This window comes from [Leptolyngbya] sp. PCC 7376 (assembly GCF_000316605.1).
GTDB lineage: Bacteria > Cyanobacteriota > Cyanobacteriia > Cyanobacteriales > MRBY01 > MRBY01.
Window position 1 is genome coordinate 2,484,513 of the sequence record NC_019683.1, and the last position, 18,532, is coordinate 2,503,044.

General features: G+C 45.9%; 16 protein-coding genes and 1 tRNA gene. 15 read left to right on the forward strand and 2 right to left on the reverse strand.

Going from position 1 to position 18,532, the window contains the following annotated elements:
• Nucleotides 1-98: 98 nt before the first annotated feature.
• From LEPTO7376_RS11030 to LEPTO7376_RS11055, 7 genes are all read left to right on the forward strand, one after another.
• Nucleotides 99-620, forward strand: coding sequence for a Ycf51 family protein (locus LEPTO7376_RS11030; protein WP_015134257.1), 522 nt, complete (start codon nt 99-101; stop codon nt 618-620).
• Nucleotides 621-678: 58 nt separating this feature from the next.
• Nucleotides 679-1,830 carry an iron-containing alcohol dehydrogenase family protein gene (locus LEPTO7376_RS11035; RefSeq protein ID WP_015134258.1) on the forward strand — a complete coding sequence of 384 codons (1,152 nt, stop codon included), beginning with the start codon at nt 679-681 and terminating at the stop codon, nt 1,828-1,830.
• Between the two features lie 197 nt (nt 1,831-2,027).
• Nucleotides 2,028-3,656 (forward strand): NTP/NDP exchange transporter, encoded by a 1,629-nt coding sequence (locus LEPTO7376_RS28380; RefSeq protein WP_216700292.1) that lies wholly within the window; start codon nt 2,028-2,030, stop codon nt 3,654-3,656.
• A gap of 78 nt (nt 3,657-3,734) precedes the next feature.
• On the forward strand, nt 3,735-5,045 hold the full coding sequence (locus LEPTO7376_RS28385) for a HEAT repeat domain-containing protein (protein WP_216700293.1): 1,311 nt from the start codon (nt 3,735-3,737) through the stop codon (nt 5,043-5,045).
• 42 nt (nt 5,046-5,087) lie between these two features.
• Nucleotides 5,088-5,549, forward strand: a complete 462-nt coding sequence (locus tag LEPTO7376_RS11045) for a cyclic nucleotide-binding domain-containing protein (protein WP_015134259.1) — start codon at nt 5,088-5,090, stop codon at nt 5,547-5,549.
• A 105-nt stretch (nt 5,550-5,654) separates the two neighbouring features.
• Nucleotides 5,655-6,815 carry a 5-(carboxyamino)imidazole ribonucleotide synthase gene (locus LEPTO7376_RS11050; RefSeq protein WP_041763494.1) on the forward strand — a complete coding sequence of 387 codons (1,161 nt, stop codon included), beginning with the start codon at nt 5,655-5,657 and terminating at the stop codon, nt 6,813-6,815.
• Nucleotides 6,816-6,882: 67 nt separating this feature from the next.
• Nucleotides 6,883-8,118 carry an EAL domain-containing protein gene (locus LEPTO7376_RS11055; RefSeq protein WP_015134261.1) on the forward strand — a complete coding sequence of 412 codons (1,236 nt, stop codon included), beginning with the start codon at nt 6,883-6,885 and terminating at the stop codon, nt 8,116-8,118.
• 31 nt (nt 8,119-8,149) lie between these two features.
• Here LEPTO7376_RS11055 and LEPTO7376_RS11060 read toward each other — a convergent pair whose 3' ends face one another.
• On the reverse strand, nt 8,150-8,572 hold the full coding sequence (locus LEPTO7376_RS11060) for a gamma-glutamylcyclotransferase (RefSeq protein ID WP_015134262.1): 423 nt from the start codon (nt 8,570-8,572) through the stop codon (nt 8,150-8,152).
• Nucleotides 8,573-8,639: 67 nt separating this feature from the next.
• On the opposite strand from LEPTO7376_RS11060, the gene LEPTO7376_RS11065 reads away from it, so the two are divergent.
• The 7 genes from LEPTO7376_RS11065 to LEPTO7376_RS11095 all read left to right on the forward strand — a co-directional run bounded on the left by LEPTO7376_RS11065 (nt 8,640) and on the right by LEPTO7376_RS11095 (nt 15,906).
• Entirely contained in the window at nt 8,640-9,338 is a 699-nt protein-coding gene (locus LEPTO7376_RS11065; protein WP_015134263.1) for a response regulator transcription factor, read from the forward strand.
• A 15-nt stretch (nt 9,339-9,353) separates the two neighbouring features.
• A complete protein-coding gene (locus LEPTO7376_RS11070) occupies nt 9,354-9,638 on the forward strand; it encodes a DUF3288 family protein (RefSeq protein WP_015134264.1) in 285 nt (94 codons plus the stop codon).
• The gene (locus tag LEPTO7376_RS11075; RefSeq protein ID WP_015134265.1) at nt 9,629-11,077 is read left to right on the forward strand and encodes a bifunctional orotidine-5'-phosphate decarboxylase/orotate phosphoribosyltransferase; all 1,449 of its coding nucleotides are present in this window, start codon (nt 9,629-9,631) and stop codon (nt 11,075-11,077) included. The genes LEPTO7376_RS11070 and LEPTO7376_RS11075 overlap by 10 nt, the downstream gene beginning before the upstream one ends.
• Nucleotides 11,078-11,142: 65 nt before the next feature.
• Nucleotides 11,143-12,366 (forward strand): ABC transporter permease, encoded by a 1,224-nt coding sequence (locus tag LEPTO7376_RS11080; protein WP_015134266.1) that lies wholly within the window; start codon nt 11,143-11,145, stop codon nt 12,364-12,366.
• Nucleotides 12,367-12,492: 126 nt separating this feature from the next.
• Nucleotides 12,493-12,565 (forward strand) — tRNA-Arg (locus tag LEPTO7376_RS11085).
• Nucleotides 12,566-12,587: 22 nt separating this feature from the next.
• Nucleotides 12,588-15,611 (forward strand): DEAD/DEAH box helicase, encoded by a 3,024-nt coding sequence (locus tag LEPTO7376_RS11090; protein WP_015134267.1) that lies wholly within the window; start codon nt 12,588-12,590, stop codon nt 15,609-15,611.
• Nucleotides 15,612-15,678: 67 nt separating this feature from the next.
• Nucleotides 15,679-15,906, forward strand: coding sequence for a DNA-directed RNA polymerase subunit omega (locus LEPTO7376_RS11095; RefSeq protein WP_015134268.1), 228 nt, complete (start codon nt 15,679-15,681; stop codon nt 15,904-15,906).
• Between the two features lie 103 nt (nt 15,907-16,009).
• On the opposite strand, the gene LEPTO7376_RS11100 is transcribed toward LEPTO7376_RS11095, so the two are convergent.
• Complete coding sequence (locus LEPTO7376_RS11100) at nt 16,010-16,846, reverse strand: PTPA-CTERM sorting domain-containing protein (RefSeq protein WP_015134269.1); 837 nt, start codon at nt 16,844-16,846, stop codon at nt 16,010-16,012.
• Between the two features lie 237 nt (nt 16,847-17,083).
• On the opposite strand from LEPTO7376_RS11100, the gene LEPTO7376_RS11105 reads away from it, so the two are divergent.
• On the forward strand, nt 17,084-18,493 hold the full coding sequence (locus tag LEPTO7376_RS11105) for a DUF697 domain-containing protein (RefSeq protein WP_015134270.1): 1,410 nt from the start codon (nt 17,084-17,086) through the stop codon (nt 18,491-18,493).
• Nucleotides 18,494-18,532: the final 39 nt, after the last annotated feature.

Here is an 18,532-nt window from a genome sequence, read left to right on the forward strand (position 1 = left end):
CCTCGCTGGTTTTTTTAATTCGGACAGTTTCCGTGATAATGGTAGTCACTTTAAAATTTTTCTCTGCACAACTGTTTAAATCTGCTCTGTTTTAAACCATGGATAATCTTGATTTTTTGTTGTACACCCAATGGTCAGCCTATGCGACCCTCGTGTTTGCTGTTTTGGCGATCACCAGCTTTTTGTTTAAGTGGGGCATTCGCTTTCGACTGGTGGGCACAACAGGTTTTATGATCGTGTTGACGATCGGTCTGTTTGGCTTAGGTTTGGGCTTATTTAGCCGTAGTGTTGTGCCAGGCTCAATTCGTTATTCTTTGGTTTACGACAATGGCTCTAATTTGGCGGTTGTGTCGGTAAAGCCAGAGATCAGTCTTGCGGAAGTGGATGCCACTCTCAGACAGGCGTCTGGTGATTTATTCTCCTATGGTCGCATCGGTAATGGAGATGATCGCTTTACTGTGCGGTTACGAACAATTCAACATCCTGAACCTGGTGTTTCAGAGCCAATCTATCTCGGCCAAGTTCGTCGGGCGATCGCCGCACGAGAAACAGCGGATCTCGACATCCAGATTTATGAGGACAACATCGCCAAGCTACCAACTAGCGAACCAATTAGTTAGGTTGGTGGGATAGCGATTAATATCATCGCGCTTTAGTCTTGCTTTCAGTTTTTTTATTATGGAAAATGTCTCTCTGACTCAAACAGTCTTGCCATCAATACAAATTTTTGTCGGCCCAGCTCAGGTCATTAAAGGCCAACAGGTCTTATCCGAATCTGGGGTGGCGATCGCCCACTGGGGGAAACGTCCTCTCATTGTTGGCGGCAAGCATTCTGTGGCAGTGACAAGAGAGACATTAGAAACCATTGCAAAAGAACAATCCTTAGAGCTAGAGACAGCTTTCTATAATCCAGATTGTTCAGAAGCTTCCCTCAAACAGCTCAACAAGAAATTCAAATCCCACAAAGCTGATTTTGTGATCGGTGTGGGTGGTGGCAAAGCACTCGACACAGCAAAACTACTGGCCCATCAACGTAATTGTCCAATTGTTACGATGCCCACATCCGGTGCAACTTGTGCAGCCTGGACAGCGCTCTCAAATATTTATACCGATGCTGGGGCTTTTCAATATGATGTCGGTCTCAGTCACTGTCCCAATCTCTTAATTTTGGACTATAGCCTTGTTAAGCAAGCTCCAAAACGCACGTTGGTCGCTGGAATCGGCGATGCGATCGCCAAATGGTATGAAGCATCAGTGAGTAGCGGCCATTCCACGGATACCCTGACTATTGCCGCAGTCCAACAAGCTAGGGTTTTGCGGGATATTTTATTTCAGAAATCAGAACAGGCGATCGCCGATGTTGATAGCCCAGAATGGCAAGAAGTCGTTGATGCAAGCGTTTTACTAGCTGGGGTAATTGGAGGTCTCGGTGGCGCGAATTGCCGAACCGTTGCTGCCCATGCCGTCCATAATGGCCTAACTCACCTTGAAGCAGCTCATAGCATCCTTCATGGGGAAAAAGTCGCCTATGGTATTTTGGTGCAGCTCCGTCTAGAGGAAATGTGTCTTGGTAGTCAGCTGGCCAGTGCTGCCCGTCAACAACTCTTACAGTTTTATCAAACCATTGGCCTCCCAAAAAACTTGGCAGATCTTGGTTTATCCGCAATAACGCTACAGGAACTTCAAACCGCTGCTGAAATCACTTGCCAACCCCAGTCTGATATTCACCGTTTGCCTTTCGATGTCACACCAGATCAATTGATGGCAGCAATGGTTTCAACTCAAGTCCCCATCGCTCAGAAAATCACGGAAACCGTCACAAACGATTAGTTCACAATGGGTAGAACAAGAAAATGATGGGGTGATCGCCACGTAATCCCCCGTAAACCTCTCAAAAAAGGCAAAAATCGGCGTACAACCCGACAGAAAGCCAATAATTGTGACGGATTATAGGGGATACGGGAATCTTAGGTAAGGTATAAACTGGAGAGCAGACTGCTCTTCCGGCAAGGTAGCATCCATCGCCTATGAAATCCCAAGCCCTCCGGCCTCGCGCCAAAAACGACTGGACCCAAAAACTCCTACAGACCCTAAACCTCCGCCAAGAAGAAGGGGAACGTACCCTTTTGATGTTTGGGTTCTATACGGCGACATCGGTGGGTTTGTTGTGGATGGAGCAAACGACCACGGCGTTATTTTTGTTGCCTCCAGAAGAAGGGGGTTTTGGTGCAGCTTGGTTGCCGATGATTTATATCGTCAGCGCCATGTTAGGTTCCGGTTTAGGCTTTCTCTACTCTTGGTTGCAAAATAATTGGGCATTACAGCGCGTCTTAATGTTCATTGTGCTGCTGATGGCACTCCCTTTACTGGTTTTTCGAGTTAGCCTCGATATGCAGTATTTCGATGGGGTTTTAGCCTTTGTCACAGTATTTGTACTGCGACTGTGGATGGATGCCGAAGATATTCTCAATGATCTGAATTCGCAAGTTGCCGCCAACCAGCTTTTTAATATTCGCGAAATTAAACGTGCCTATCCAATCATTTCCAGTGGTTTGCTGTTAGGTGACGTTATTTCCGGTTTTTCTTTGCCGATTTTTCTTAAGTTTGTCGGCTTAGAAAATATGCTGATCGCAGCGTCAGGAATGATCTTGGTGGGCGGTGGTATGTTGTTTTACCTGACCCAGCGGTATAAACAAGCCTTTCCCAATACACCGGTTAAAGATTTAGAAGAATTTGAATCAGACTTTACGAGCCGCAAACTGACCAAATCCCTCAAGCGCTACATTGTGCCGCTCTTCCTATTTTTTATCATGGGAGAAGTGCTTTATCTCCTTGTGGAGGTGCAATATCTTGGAGAGTTGGAGCTTAAGTTCCAAGGAGACGATATTGCCGGATTTCTAGGGCTTTTTGCGGGAATTCTAGGGCTTTTTGAACTACTGACCCAGTGGTTTGTCTCCAGTCGTGCAGTGGAACGATTAGGGGTATTTGTCGCGGCAATGTTTCTGCCTGTATCGCTTTCAGTACTAGGTTTGGGGACGATCTTGCTGGATAAGCGACTTTTTTTTGCGTCGTTTGATAGTGCCCAGATTTTATTTTTTAGTGCGATTACCCTGCGATTTTTCGATGAATTATTGCGCTACACCTTGATCGCCGGGATCGAACCATTTTTATTTCAGCCACTGCCTTCGGAGATTAGGAGCTCTATTCAAACATGGGTGCAGGGAATTGCGGAGCCATTGACGACGGGGGTCACTGGAGCGGCTTTGTTAGGGGCGATCGCCGTTATCGACATTATGTTTGGCGATACTGCGACAGAAGAAACTCTCCGGCAACTCCAAGGGAGTATTTTTGTTGGTGGCATCGTCTTTTTCTCCGTTATCTGGGCAGCCAGCGCCTGGTTCTTGAGATCTAGTTATGTAAGTTTGTTGGTACAGGGAGCTGAGCAAGGCCGCCTCGGCTTTGGCAATATTGATCTGAATGCCTTTAAACGGGCAGTGGTACAAGCTCTCGAAGAACGTAAAACAGAGAGCGATCGCAAGTCTTGTATTCAGTTACTTGATCGCATTGACCCGATGAACCTTTCCGAAGTTCTCGCGCCGATGTTGCATCAATTTACACCAAATCTCCAGCGCCAAAGCTTGGAGTCAATGTTGTGATCGCCGAAACCCGAATATCGTGAACAAGTCCAGGATTTAATCGAGCAAAAACCACCCTTAGACGTACTCGCTTTAGCTTTGCGTTATCTATGGCTATGTGAACCAAATCTCGATGCAAAAACCCTCAAACCTTATCTCAACGAACGAGTTGATCCCCTAGTGCGCGGTACTGCGGCAAACCTGATTATTCAGCGCGGCAGCACCATGGAAAAACGGGAAGCCACCTACACCCTTGAGGAAATGCTCAACTCTCACAAAGAAAGGGAGCGAGTGGTGGGCGTTGAATCTTTGCCCGATGCTCTCCATTCCACCTTGGTGCATACTTACATCCCCGAATTGCTGCAGGATGACTCTGCGAAAGTGCGCTGCGCTCTCCTCGGTTTAATCGCCGACAAACGTCTCGACGAATATTACGGTTCTCTTATTAAAGGTCTACAGTTTAGTTCGACCCGAGAAGCAGCAAAAACAGCTTTGGTGGCTCTGGGCAATGATGCGGCAGAACTCTTAATTAACGTTTCCGAAGACCCACGACAAAGTGAATTTACTCGTCAGCAAGTGTGGTCTGTGATGGCAGAAATCGCAACACCGGAACTTGTTGAGGCTCTAATTCAACGTCTCATGAGTAGTTGGGGCATTGATCGCCGTAATCTGCTGCGGGTTATCTCCAAAATGCCTCCTGAGCAAGGGATTGAAGCAGTACTTGAGCGACTAGGGCGTTCTGGTATCGAAACATTAATCGATCAAGAATTACTCTTCCTTGGGCAAATGTATATGGCCGCAAAAGATTTTGCGAATCCCCAAATCGATTCAGAAGAAGTGAATCTACTAAGGGCAGCTCTGGATGGTGCAAAACAGGATGTTTTTGAACGGTGCTTTTTATTAATGAAACTGCTGTATCCCCTTAGCGCGATTCAGGCAGCCATTCTTAACCTCAACTCAGAATCTCAATCGAGTATTGCCCTCGGTTTAGAGATTTTGGACAATACCCTTGACTTGCCACAGAAACGCCTATTCCTCGAATTATTTGACACAGGTACAAAAGCCGATTTATTAGGACTCCGCAGTGTCGAACAAATTTTGCCCTATGAGGTTATGGCACCGGGCGATCGCCTCCGCCATTTGATCCAACTGCGCCATTTCATTTCACCCTGGTTCCTCGCTTGCTGTTTCCACCTGGCAAAGGCTCAACATTGGAGTTTGGGACAAGATGCTGTGCTGGTTTGTTTACGTCACCCCAATAGCTTTGTCCGCGAAGCCGTCTTGGCTTACCTTAAAGAAGCGAGTCCTCGTATTTGTTTGGAATTATTGCCGACATTAACCAATGACCCGAACCCGATTGTTAATGCCCAAGTTGAACAATTACGTTTAGAATTAAGTGCCTTAGGCTAAGGTTCTAGTAATATCGCTGTATTCCCCCTCTCGCCATGAGCAATGTTAAGTAGTTTTGACCGATTATTATTTATTCGCCGGGTCTCGATTTTTCAGGAGCTTCGGGATGAGTTCCTCGTTAAGCTGGCTTCTGTGATGGATGAGCTATCCTTTCCCTCCAGCCACACTATTTTCGAACAGGGAGAAGAGGGGCGATCGCTGTACATTGTGGTGTCCGGTCGCGTTAGAGTTCACCTCGGTGACCAAGAACTCGTTCAGCTCGAACAAGGCTCCATTTTTGGGGAAATGGCGCTGTTTGATGCAGAACCCCGCTCAGCATCTGTCACAACCCTCGAAAAATGTGACTGTCTTACCCTCAACCAACTCCAACTTATTGATGCGATTGAGGAAACCCCAGAAATTGCGGTGAACGTTACCCGTGCTCTATCTCGTCGAATTCGTGAACTTAACAGTAAGGTAAAAACCTACGAACACCAGCTGAATAGCATTAACGCCCAAGCCTAAATCCGTAACGCTTTCTAGCAGTTTTTAAACTAATCTATCTTTTTAATAAATGGACCAATGTCTTGCCGTTTAATAGATGCGGGACTTCGGTTCGACAGTCTTAACATGCAAGAGGTTCAGGACAGTATGAAACAGCGAGTAGGGGTGATCGGTGGCGGTCAACTCGCATGGATGATGGGTGCAGAAGCGAAGACATTAGGCCTAGAGCTATGGTTGCAAACTCCGAATGCTAGCGACCCAGCTGTAGCACGGGCAGATAAAACAATATTGGCAGATCTACAGGACATTACTGCAACAGCTAAACTTTCAGAAGAATGTGCGGTAGTGACCTTCGAAAATGAATTCGTCGATCTGGAAGCCTTGGGTAAGTTGGCAGCGCAGGGGGCAAATTTTCGTCCATCATTAGCTTTTCTAGAGCCGCTACTCGATAAATATGATCAGCGTCGCTGCTGTGAAAAATTTAACATCCTAGTACCTCACTACCAAGCTTGGTCACTGACGGATGGGCTGCCTGAAGGTTGGCAATATCCCCTCGTTATTAAGGCTCGTCGTCATGGTTACGATGGCAAAGGTACGTTTGTAATCAAGAATGAGGCTGAATTAAAGGCTCTCCCGACTGGATTAGAGCAAACGCCTTTATTGTTAGAGGCCTTTGTCCCATTTGAACAAGAATTGGCAGTCATGGTTGCCCGCAGTGCTTCTGGGGACATACGAGTGTTTCCAGTAGTTGAAACGCAACAGATTCATCAAGTTTGTCATTGGGCGATTGCCCCCGCAGCCGTCAATAACACAGTAGAAGACAAAGTTATTCATATTGCCCAAACCCTTGCGGAGAATCTTGGATTAGTGGGAATTATGGGCATCGAGTTGTTTTTAACGCCCGCTGGTGAAGTATTAGTTAACGAGATTGCGCCTCGCACTCACAATTCTGGGCATTTTAGTTTAGATGCTTGTCAAACCTCTCAGTTCGCCATGCAACTTCAGGCGATCGCCGGATTACCGTTAGGGAGCCCAGATCTATTAGTGAAGGGAGCAGTGATGGTAAATCTACTGGGCTTTGAGCATAGTGATAGTGATTATGATCATAAACGGCAAATACTCACTCAGATGCCTGATAGTCATGTCCATTGGTATGGCAAAGCTGGTGCAAGTCCTGGCAGAAAACTTGGCCATGTGACAATTACCAGTCCGACTGATGACCGTTCAACTCTCATGGCGATCGCCAAAAAAATCGAAAGATTATGGTACGCACAGAGTGATGAATAAAGAGTGTTATAGACTGTATAGCAACGGTGAGCACAACTAATTTCCCAGCTTGGATTAATCGCACTTCATGGAAACACAGGGACACTACGAAGGACTCAAAAGACGGCGCGTTTTAGCGGGGGAATTCATCTTTAAAGAGGGTGACCCTGGTGACTATGCCTACATTATTGAAGAGGGAGAAGTTGCCATCTCGACAGTCATTGATGATAAGCCCGTTATCCTCAATGTTTTAAAGCAGGGGATCATGTTTGGTGAGCTTGCCCTTGTAGATGGTCGTACCCGTTCTGCTGCCGCCGTTGCCAAGACCGACGTTCTCCTCACCATCGTCACAAAAGAGCAAGTTAATATTCGCATTGAATCTGCTGACCCAATCTTACGGATGTTGCTGTTCGTCGTCATGCGTTACTTCCGTTCGGAAACCTCTTGGCGGATGCATGGCAAACCGCTAGAACCCAAGAGTGAAGACAGTTTAACGCAGCCGGCTATTGACCTCAATCGTCGCATCGATCAGGCAGTTGATCTGATTCGCATGGAAAGTGAGCTACGGGTGGCGATCGCCGAAAAGCAATTTTGTCTCCACTATCAGCCCATCGTTAATCTACAGACTGGGGCGATCGCTGGATTTGAAGCCTTGATCCGTTGGCAAAGCCCTTCGCGAGGATTTATTCGTCCTGATATCTTCATTGCCCTTGCCGAATCAACCTCCTTAATCTTGCCTATTGGCGAATGGGTAATCGAAGAAAGCGGCAAAGCTCTCAAACGATTTGAAGCGGCTTATCATCAGCCATTATTTATGAGCATTAATATTGCCAGCCGTCAGATTGAAGAGGCGACATTTACCCGAGCATTAGTCGAAAAAATCAAAGCGTTAGGCATCGCAAATCACCAAATCAAGTTGGAAATTTTAGAGCGTAGTTTATTCGATAGCGAAGTTGCCCAACGGTGGATTCAAGATGTCCGAAAGCTTGGTTTTTTAGTAGCATTAGATGATTTTGGGACGGGCTATTCCAGTCTGCAATATCTCAATGATTATCATTTGGATAATATCAAAATCGATAAATCCTTTGTGGATGGACTCGCGACCAAACCCAAAAGTGCAAGTCTCTGTGCCGCAATGATTAATCTAGCAAAAGCCCTTGAGATGAGTGTCATCGCGGAAGGTATTGAAACAGCAGAGCAGGCAGCAATACTCAAAGATCTCGGTTGTACTTTGGGGCAGGGCTATCACTTCTCCCGCCCGAAAATCTTTGAGGAAGCGCTCAGTATTTTAGAAGGGACTCAGCCTTTGCCGATTGTCTCCTAAACAGCCTGTTTAAGTTGTTGGCGATCGTCTACTACCAAACAGTTTTATTCAGAGCCGTCCCTTGTAATTCTTGGACATGTTCAATGGTCATGATGTAGCCCCAAGCTTTTGTGAGTGGCGTTTTATCTGGGGTGAAAATTTGGATGCGTTGGCGCTGATATTCGTTTTCTTCTGGCGATCGCCCTTCTTTATATCCTTCCAGCCGATCCAATTTCTCTAAAATTCCAACATTTTTAAATTGAAGTAGATATCCTTCCACCCAACCCTCTTCCGACGTCATTGCCGGATAGCCACGGGGATATTTATCCGAATAAAACGGAATTTGATATAGTCGCCCTTTGGTCAGAGCAGGGGCTACTGACTGAATTAGACCAGCACAAAATAGCTCGAAATTAACGTGTTCCGGCTTTAATGTGCCATAGACAAATACCTGTAAAGGTTCGGTTCTCTCCATCTTTCCACACCTAGAACCACCGAAATGAAAGGGATATAATCAACTCATCCCAAATTCGGCAGAGGCAATGGATAAAACCTACAATATTTTGCTCGTAGATGATGAACCGGGCGTACGTGAGTCTGTACAAGCCTATTTGGATGATGATGAGAATTTAGCAGTGACGGCGGCGGAAAGTGCGACAAAAGCGTTGGAATTGCTCCAAACTTTTACACCGGATCTCGTGATTTCAGATATTATGATGCCGCAGATGAGCGGTTATGATTTCCTCGAAAAACTACGCGAAGATCCTCGTTTTAAGACTTTACCTGTGGTTTTCCTAACAGCACGAGGCATGACCAGTGATCGCATTCAGGGTTATCAAGCCGGCTGTGATGCCTATTTACCGAAGCCTTTTGAGCCGGAAGAACTAGAAGCGATTGTTAAAAATCTTTTGACCCGTGACGCGGCGATCGCCGAAAGTCAGGGTGGTGGCGACGCAAATCTTGATGGCATTGCCAAAGATCTAAAAGAGATTAAGCAATTCCTTGGCCAACAAAATCAACTGGTCACCACACCGCCTCCCCTAAAAATTGACCTGACTCCCCGTGAACAAAGTGTGTTGGATCTTGTGGCGCAGGGTCTAATGAATAAAGAAATTGCCAAGCAGCTTGAAACCAGTGTCCGTAACGTTGAGAAATACGTCAGTCGTCTCTTCGGTAAGACAGGTACTAATAGCCGTACCGAATTGGTTCGCTATGCACTCAAGCATGGTTTAACGCAGTAATTTATCCGCAATCTTATGCCCCAAGATCAAGTTCATCCCCAAGCTAATCGCGATCGCCTCGTGATTGATCAGCTTCTGAAAGGTAATCCGACAGAACATCATTTAGTTGAATTAGCGCGACTGCATATCCGTTATAAAGGCTTTCCGGGAGCACGGGAAATTCAGCAGGATTTGAAATTGCTATTTCAGCAGTGGGGCTTAACGGAAGAAGCATTATTTGCCACAACCCGCGAAATTCATAGCTCTGGGCGTGCCTATAGCCATCTACGTCAAGGGGAGGATCTTCAAGATTGGAGCTAAATTATTCGCAATTTAACGATAAGCTCACGGCGGCGATCACCCGTAACCAGACCATTCTGATTGCTGGACTTGATCCAAATCCCGAAATGTTACCCATAGCTTTTAATAGTGGGAATTTGCTGGTCGATTTAGAAAAGTGGTTACTCGGCATTATTGAGCAAACATCAAATCTTGTTTGTGCCTACAAACCAACTCTCGGTTTTTACCAAGCCTTTGGGGTGGCAGGATTTGAATTGTTGAGCAAAGTTTTAGAGAAAATCCCCGCTGAGTTACCCGTCATTCTCGATGCAAAACAAGCAGATCTGAATACCAGCACAATTTTCGCAAAGACAATTTTCAAAACTTGGAATGTCGATGCAGTGACTCTTAGTCCATACCCCGGACAGGATCACATCGCCCCATTTTTGCTCTACCCCGACAAAGCCGTTTTTTTGCAATGCCGTACTTCCAACCCTGGTGCTCTTAGCATTCAAGCCTACCCCGATCTAGAAACGCCATTTTATCTTCACCTAGTCAAAGAAACAAAACAGTGGGGGACACCAGAACAAGTAGCTCTCGAAATTGGTGGCGATCGCCCAGAAACCTTTGCGCGGGTGAGAAAAATTGCCCCAGAGAGATGGATATTAGCGCGGAGTATTTGGCAAGATAAACATCCTCTCGAAGATATTTTGCAGGCAGGCTTGAATAGTAATGGCTCAGGACTTTTAATTCCGGTGCCGAATGACTTTTTAAGCCAAGAGAATTGCACTCAAACGGTTGATAATTTACGCCAGAGAATTGAATCAATTCGTACACCATTTATTCCTGATCAAGCAAGCTGTGATATTTGGAAAACCGAACTAAAGTTTCCGAACCGTCACCCCCAAGAAAAGCTCATTTTGCAGCTATTTGATCTAGGTTGTTTAATGTTTGGGGAATATGTACAGGCTTCTGGCGCAACGTTTTCTTATTACATCGATTTGCGGAAAATCATTTCAAATCCACAGGTTTTTAATGAAGTTCTCAAAGCCTATGCTGAGATTGTCGAAAAGCTGGATTTTGATCGTGTTGCAGGGATTCCTTATGGGTCTTTGCCGACAGCAACGGGCTTGGCTTTAAAACTAAAAACACCAATGATTTTTCCGCGCAAAGAAGTTAAAGCCCACGGCACAAGGCGATTAATTGAAGGACATTTTGAAAAGGGTGAAACCATTGCCGTGATCGATGACATTTTAATTAGCGGCAAAAGTATCGTTGAAGGCGCACAAAAACTTGAATCGGCAGGTCTTGTGGTGAAAGATATGGTGGTACTCATCGACCATGAAGGTGGCGTCAAAGATCGCATTAAAGCTCAGGGTTACAACGCCTATTCAGTGTTGACCATTTCTGAAATTACGGAAACACTTTTCGATACAGGGCGCATCACCAAGGAACAATACGATAGCTTGACGCAACATTAATTCTGTCAACCAACGGCTTTTTTGATTACCTTAGGAAAGGTCTGACATTTAAGTGAAATTTGCCGATGGGATTACACGTTCTCGAACATCTACAAATGGCGATCGCCACCTTGCGTACCAACAAAATGCGCAGTGGCCTAACCATGTTGGGCATTATTATCGGCAATGCTTCTGTAATTGCGATGGTGGGATTGGGGCAAGGCGCTCAAAAACTTGCCGCCGAAGAATTTGAATCCCTCGGCTCCAACGTCCTATTTATCATCCCTGGCTCCCGAGCTGCCCAACGCACCACCATTGATCTCCCGAAAACCCTTGTTTGGGAAGATGCCAAGGCGATCGCCGAACAGGTGCCAAATGTGGCAGGCGTTGCCCCTCAGATTAATGGACGCGGTAATGTGCGCTTTCGCGGGGTCAATAAAGAATCATTGATTGTCGGTGTCACGCCAGAATTTCCAGACGTGCGGGAATTTATTTTGGGTCGGGGTCGTTTTGTCGTCGAAGATGATCTTAAACGCAATAAACGTATTGCTGTGGTTGGCTCAGAGATTGTCGAAGAGATGTTTCAAAATGTCGATCCAGTGGGACAAAAAATCCGTGTGCGCAATATCTCTTTCGATATCGTCGGCGTAATGGAAGAAAAGGGCGCATCTCTTGGCACGAACCTCGATAACGCTGTTTATATTCCGCTGACGACCATGGCCAATCAAGTGGTGGGACGGACATCGCCCTTTGGTACAGAAGTCACGTTTATTTCCGTATCTGGTGAGCGGGAAGATCGAGTTCGCGCCATGACATTTCAGATCGAAAATCTTCTGCGTCTCCGCCACCAAATTGTTGATGAGGATGATTTTAGTGTGCAATCCCAACAAGATCTCCTCGCAGTCGCCAATACCATTACTGGAGCACTCACCACTATGCTCGCGGCGATCGCCGGAATTTCCCTCCTTGTTGGCGGCATTGGCATCATGAATATTATGTTGGTATCTGTGACAGAAAGAACTAGTGAAATCGGTCTCCGCAAAGCTCTCGGCGCAACCCAAGAAGATGTCCTCTTTCAGTTCCTTATCGAATCGGTTATCCTTGCTGCCATTGGCGGCGCATTCGGAACGAGCCTCGGACTCGGTGGCATTATCCTCACAAACACTTTTACCCCTTTAGCTGCTCCCATCTCCGCAAACACCATTCTCATCGCGGTGGGAGTATCCGGTGGTATTGGTCTATTTTTTGGTGTCTTTCCAGCTCGCCAAGCTGCAAGACTCGACCCGATTGTTGCCCTCAGATCTGAGTAATTTTCTTTGGCGAATAAATTCACTTTGCCTTGCATCATGTCGTGAATTGAGAAAGTTAGTGGAATTTCAAGACTAAAATTTCCCATCAAACTATATCTGCTATACTTTTATTTGCTAAAAATGCGTGGATGCATAGCTCAGTGGATAGAGCAACCGCCTTCTAAGCGGTCGGTCGTAGGTTCAAATCCTACTGCGTCCGTTTCTTCGACAATTTGCACTCTATGGCAGTTTTACACGGAACTTGGATCGCTCAAGGACAACAGTCTTACTTTTTCCTGTGGGGTGAAGTTTGGCGCAGTTCGTCTGAGATTGAACCGCCACTCCATCCATTTACCTGCGATCGCCCTTCCCTAAAAGCTGTTCTAGAAGAGTACAAAATCACGCTACCAGAGGCTGCTGAATGGCAAACCACCGAATTCACACTGCCCTCAAAAAAAGCGACTAAAACCAAAGCCGCATTCCCTTTACTGTCAAACCAAGAGACATTACCCGGTAAAACCACCCTCTACATGGAGACATGGCAGATTGAGGGTTTCGCGTTGAATGCTAGACAAACCGCCAAAATTCTTGGGCAATTTCCCCTCAGCTCTGATGCATTGGCAGGGGAATTGCAATTTTATTTACAGGTGTATCGCTGGAGTTTAGCGCTCCTCATTCGCCAAAAGTTTTTACCCCATGTGATTGAACTCGAAAATGGCGAACATCTCGCAACCTGGGTACCGCTACTAGATAGCGTGGCAGAGCAGCAGCAATTTGCGCAGTTTTTACAGTTCATGCCAGAAATCTGTGCCACACCAGATTTAAAGGAGAAAATTCTCCTCAGTTTTCTGACGCAGATGGTGGATGCTCAGATTCGTCCCCACGCCAAACCACTCCAGAATTTCCCGAAAAATGCGGTTTCTCTTCCTTGGGCCAATCGCCTCGCTAAAGCTAAACCAATTTTTGAACTCGATGGGCGATCGCCTCAACAATTACGCCACGCTTACGAAAGCTGGACATTCCCAGTGCGGGAGCATTTGGTACAACCCCCAGAATTTGCACTGAATCAGTCATTATTTCGGACATGTTTTCAATTAGTACCACCAGAAGAAGGCAAAGAAACATGGTCATTGAATTATGGGTTGCAAGCTCTGGGTAATGACGAAGAAGTCATTAGCGCTAAACATATTTGGACAGATACAGCTCAACCCCAAGAAATTTTGCTGAAGGGATTAGGCTTTGCGTCGCGTTTTTATACGCCAATTATTGACAGTTTAGAAACATCTCAACCCGTCGCCTGTGAACTGGATGCGATTCAAGCATATGAGTTTATTCGTTCCATAGCATGGCAGCTCCAAGATAAAGGTTTAGGGGTGATTTTGCCGCCAGGACTGGAAGCTGGGGCAAAGGAAGCAAGACTTGGGGTCAAGATTTCCGCGAAGGTTAAGGATGAAGATCGCCTCAATTTGCAAAGTTTATTGCAGTATCAACTTAATGTAGCTGTGGGTGATACAACCCTTACAGAAAAAGAATTTGCGCAATTATTAGATCGGCGATCGCCTTTAGTCGAAGTAGGCGGGCAATGGCTAGCATTACAACCAACGGATGTGCGAGCGGCTCAGGAAGTTTATAAATTTAAGACCAATGCTCAGGAATTGCGAGTAGAAGATGCCCTGCGATTTAGCTCTGAGGATGGCCAAATGTTTGCAAAATTGCCAGTGGTTGGGTTCGATGCATCAGGCATTTTAAAGGAACTCATTTCCCACCTCACCACCAACGAAAGTTTAGAACTCCTCGACGTTCCCAAGGATCTTAAAGGCACACTCCGGCCTTATCAACAGAAAGGAATGAGCTGGCTCAATTTCTTGCAGCAGTGGGGTTTGGGCGCTTGCTTGGCGGATGATATGGGATTAGGTAAAACCATGCAGTCTATCGCTTTTCTCCTCAAACTCAAGGAGGAAAAGAAGTTCAAACAGCCTGTCCTTTTAGTTTGTCCGACCTCAGTGGTTAGTAATTGGGAGCGGGAAATCCAGAAATTTGCACCGACTCTCAGCGCGATTATTCACCATGGCGATCGCCGCAAAAAAGGGAAAGCTTTTGCGGCCCAAGCGAAAAAATTCAATGTGATTTTGACGAGTTATTCGTTAGTATTCCGCGATAAAAAGGATTTAGCAGGCGTGCCGTGGCAAGGCATTATTCTTGACGAAGCGCAGAATATAAAAAACCCTCAAGCAAAGCAATCCCAAGCCGTACGGGAATTGGATGCGGGTTTCAAAATTGCCCTCACAGGTACACCCGTAGAAAATCGTCTAAAAGAACTCTGGTCAATCCTCGATTTTCTGAACCCAGGCTTTCTCGGCAATCAACAATTTTTCCAACGCCGCTTTGCCATTCCCATTGAAAAATACGGCGATCGCCAAACCTTAAATTCATTGCGACAGTTAACGCAACCATTTATTTTGCGACGACTGAAAACGGATAAAACGATTATTCAAGACCTGCCCGAAAAACAGGAAATGGAAATCTTTTGTAGCCTCTCCAAGGATCAAGCAAATCTTTATCAAAAACTAGTCGATCAATCCCTAGAAGAAATTGAAGGAACTGATGGCATTAAGCGACGCGGCTTAATTTTGACCCTATTGCTTCGCCTCAAACAACTTTGCAACCATCCAGCTCTTTTACAGAAAAAACCAGCCCTTTCCCAACATTTTGCACTGCGTTCCGGTAAGCTCCAACGCTTGGAAGAAATGCTGGAAGAGCTCATTACTGAAGGCGATCGCGCGTTAATTTTCACGCAATTTTCTGAATGGGGGAAACTCCTCAAACCCTATCTAGAAGAGCGTCTTGGCAAAGAAGTTTTATTTCTCTATGGCGCAACCAAACGAGAAGTCCGCCAACAAATGTGCGATCGCTTCCAGAATGACCCAAATGCTCCCCATGTCTTCATCTTGTCTCTCAAAGCAGGTGGAACTGGTTTAAACTTGACCCGCGCCAATCACGTTTTCCATGTGGATCGTTGGTGGAATCCCGCTGTCGAAAATCAAGCCACAGACCGAGCTTTTCGCATTGGCCAAAAGAAAAATGTTCAGGTTCACAAATTCGTTTCAACAGGCACTCTCGAAGAAAAAATTAGTGCCATGATTGCGAGCAAAAAAGAACTTGCTGAACAAACTGTTAATGCTGGCGAAAACTGGGTCACTGAACTCGACACCAACCAATTGCGAGACTTATTGCTCCTTGACCGCGATCGCCTGATTGAAGATTAAATGGGGTTTTCCCAGTGAACGTTTATAATGGGATATTAAGCAAAAAGTACTCGTCACAACAGATAGAATGCAAAAACGCAGCTCTTTTAACTCCTCCGAGATTATGCACCGCTCGGAAAACCTGATGCAGGCAGCGACCAACCGTTATCGCATTACAGTCCAAGTCGCGAAGCGCGCCAAACGTCGTCGTTACGAAGATTTTGATTCCGTCGAAGATCCGCTCATGAAGCCCCCCATCCGCGCAATTATTGAAATGTCTGACGAGCTTACTCAGCCTGAAATTATTGGCGAATAAAGTTTCAGTTCAAAAAGTTTTTAGCAAACAAAAAAGGGCGATCATCGAAAGTCGGTGATCGCCCTTTTTTTATGCAAACACAAATGAATTTAGCGACAGAAAATCAGCTAAGTGCTTCTTTCTTTCCTTTGCGCTTGGCCGCGGCAAACAAACCACTCAAAACAGGCAAAACCGCTGCAGGAGTTGGTACAGCAGTAGTATATGTTCCTCCTTGAATATCGTTATTACATTCAGGCGTAAGGTGATAACAAACTTCTTGTCCCTGCTGAGTTGGAATCAAATTATAATCCCACTGTAGGGCGATTGTATGACCACCCAATCTGTCAAATCCTTCTAAGCCCCAGCTGCTAGTATCTTCGATAATCTCTACAGCACCAAGAAAAGTTCCAGACTTAATTAATGACGGCACGTGGGTGCTTTCGTCAAAATAGGAAATCGGTAAGGTTCCAGTTTGAGGTGAGCCTCCTTCGCCAATGACATACTCATTGTGTTCTGCAAGGCTTGCGGTGTGATTGTTATTTCCCTGCGCGTTTTCCATTAGCTCAATATCACCATAAACGCCAAGCCCGGAAACTCCAGACTCATTGTTTGCGGCAAAACGAATTCCAAACAAAGACTCACGCCCTACTTGATCTAATGCATCACAAGCAATGTTAATAATTAGATCTCCCCAACTGATACGACCACCTTCTGCCGCTTCTCGTAATACGCCATCTAAAGGCATTTTGGTGCGAGCGGCAAATCGAGTTTTCCCATCATGTTGCTGAACAGCACTGCCATAAATTTCAAACTCGGTTCCTCCGACACCGTTGATGCTGGTACTGTCATTATCCGAATCCACGGAATAGTTCCAGCCTTTAATATCGAAAGCATTAGCAGTGGGAGCTAGAGCAACCACACTGGCGAGGGTAAGGATACTTAGTCCAAAACGGTTCATCATGATTGTTGATTTGATTTGATTTTGTGATTTTTACCTGTGCCTACTTATCGTTCGCAGTGAGGGAAGTTATGCAGATCTGCCCTGTGCAAGTCCTTTCAAAACTAAAAAAGATCGTATTGGAGCCATCTCTTTAATATTTCTTCAAAGAACTGGAGCGATAACCTAGCATCCTTAAGCCCTACACCGTTTCGCAGTAGCATATAGACATCAGTTGTTAGAAAGCAGATGGGTAGGCAAATGCAAAAACCGATTTTGATTGGCGGTCTGGGTTTGTCCTTGGGTTTAGCGGTTTTGAGTCGCTGCCAAACGAGTGTTCTTGACCTTGGAGAATGGTTATTCTGGGGGGCGATCGCCATGGGTGGTTTGCTGCTCTGGAAACAAAATAAACCAACCCTTGCCTTCGAAGATCTCAGCAATCCCCTCACAAAACAAGACGTTGAGAACTCCATTGAGCTTGCTCAAGAATGGGTTACTGCCCTTCAAGCTGAAGCTCCTGATCAGAATTTTTCACAGTTTACTCAAACTCTCACTGAGCTACCACAACAATTTGACCGCACAGAAATCACTGGGGCGATCGCCGGAGGACGCGGTACGGGAAAAACAAGCCTCAAACAACATTTAGAGACAGCCGCACTCGGTACATCTTTCGTCGAAACTCAACCTTTATTTACCGATTTAGAGAGTTATGACCAAGCCGCTCAAAATGACGTTTTTGCAGCAGATTTTGTCTTATTTCTCGTCACAGGCGATTTGATGGCATCCCAGTGGGATACGCTCAAACATTGGCTCCAAGCGCGCCAAAAAATCATTCTTTTATTTAATAAGCAAGATCAATATCAGTCAGAACAGCGCGAACTGATCCTCACTCAACTCCGCAGGCATGTTTACCCGGCGATCGCCGCCCAAGATGTCATTGGGATTACCGCAGCTCCCCAACACATTAAAGTCAAAAAAATCCAAGCAGATGGAACCGAAACAGAATATTTTGAGCAGCCCGAAGCTAATTTAACTGCGGCTCAAACCCATCTCAACAACTTGCTCAGCAACGCTGATCTCAAACAACAATTGGTGTGGTCAACCATTTGGCGTACCGCTGGGCTCGTCCAACATCAGGCGAAACAGCAACTGACTAAACATCGACGCGAGAAAGCCATCCCCATCATCGAAAAGTATCAATGGCTAGCAGCAGGGGCTACATTTGCGAATCCCGTAGCCGCCTTAGATCTGTTGGCAACAGCAGCAGTGACTGGACAGATGATTGTGGATCTCGGTGCCATTTATCAACAAAAAATCACCTTATCCCAAGCCCAGGCGATCGCCACAGCCATTGGCAAACAAATGATCCAACTCGGCCTCGTTGAACTCTCGACCCAGGCGATCGCTGGAGTCCTCAAAACTAACGTGGTGACTTATGTTGCTGGGGGAGCAGTGCAAGGAGTCAGTGCCGCCTATTTAACCCACATTGCAGGCTTAACCCTCATCCAATATTTCCAAGAGCAACCCCTCCATCAACAATCGGACGGCATTAATCTCGATAAGCTTGGACAGATTCTAAAAACGATGTTTGCCGAAAATCAACGCAGCCAATTCCTACAATCCTTCTCCCAAAAAGTCCTTGCGCGGCGATCGCCCCAAACAATCACTTAAGTCGCTAAGATCAGGGGCAGGCTAAAATTCATAAAAATC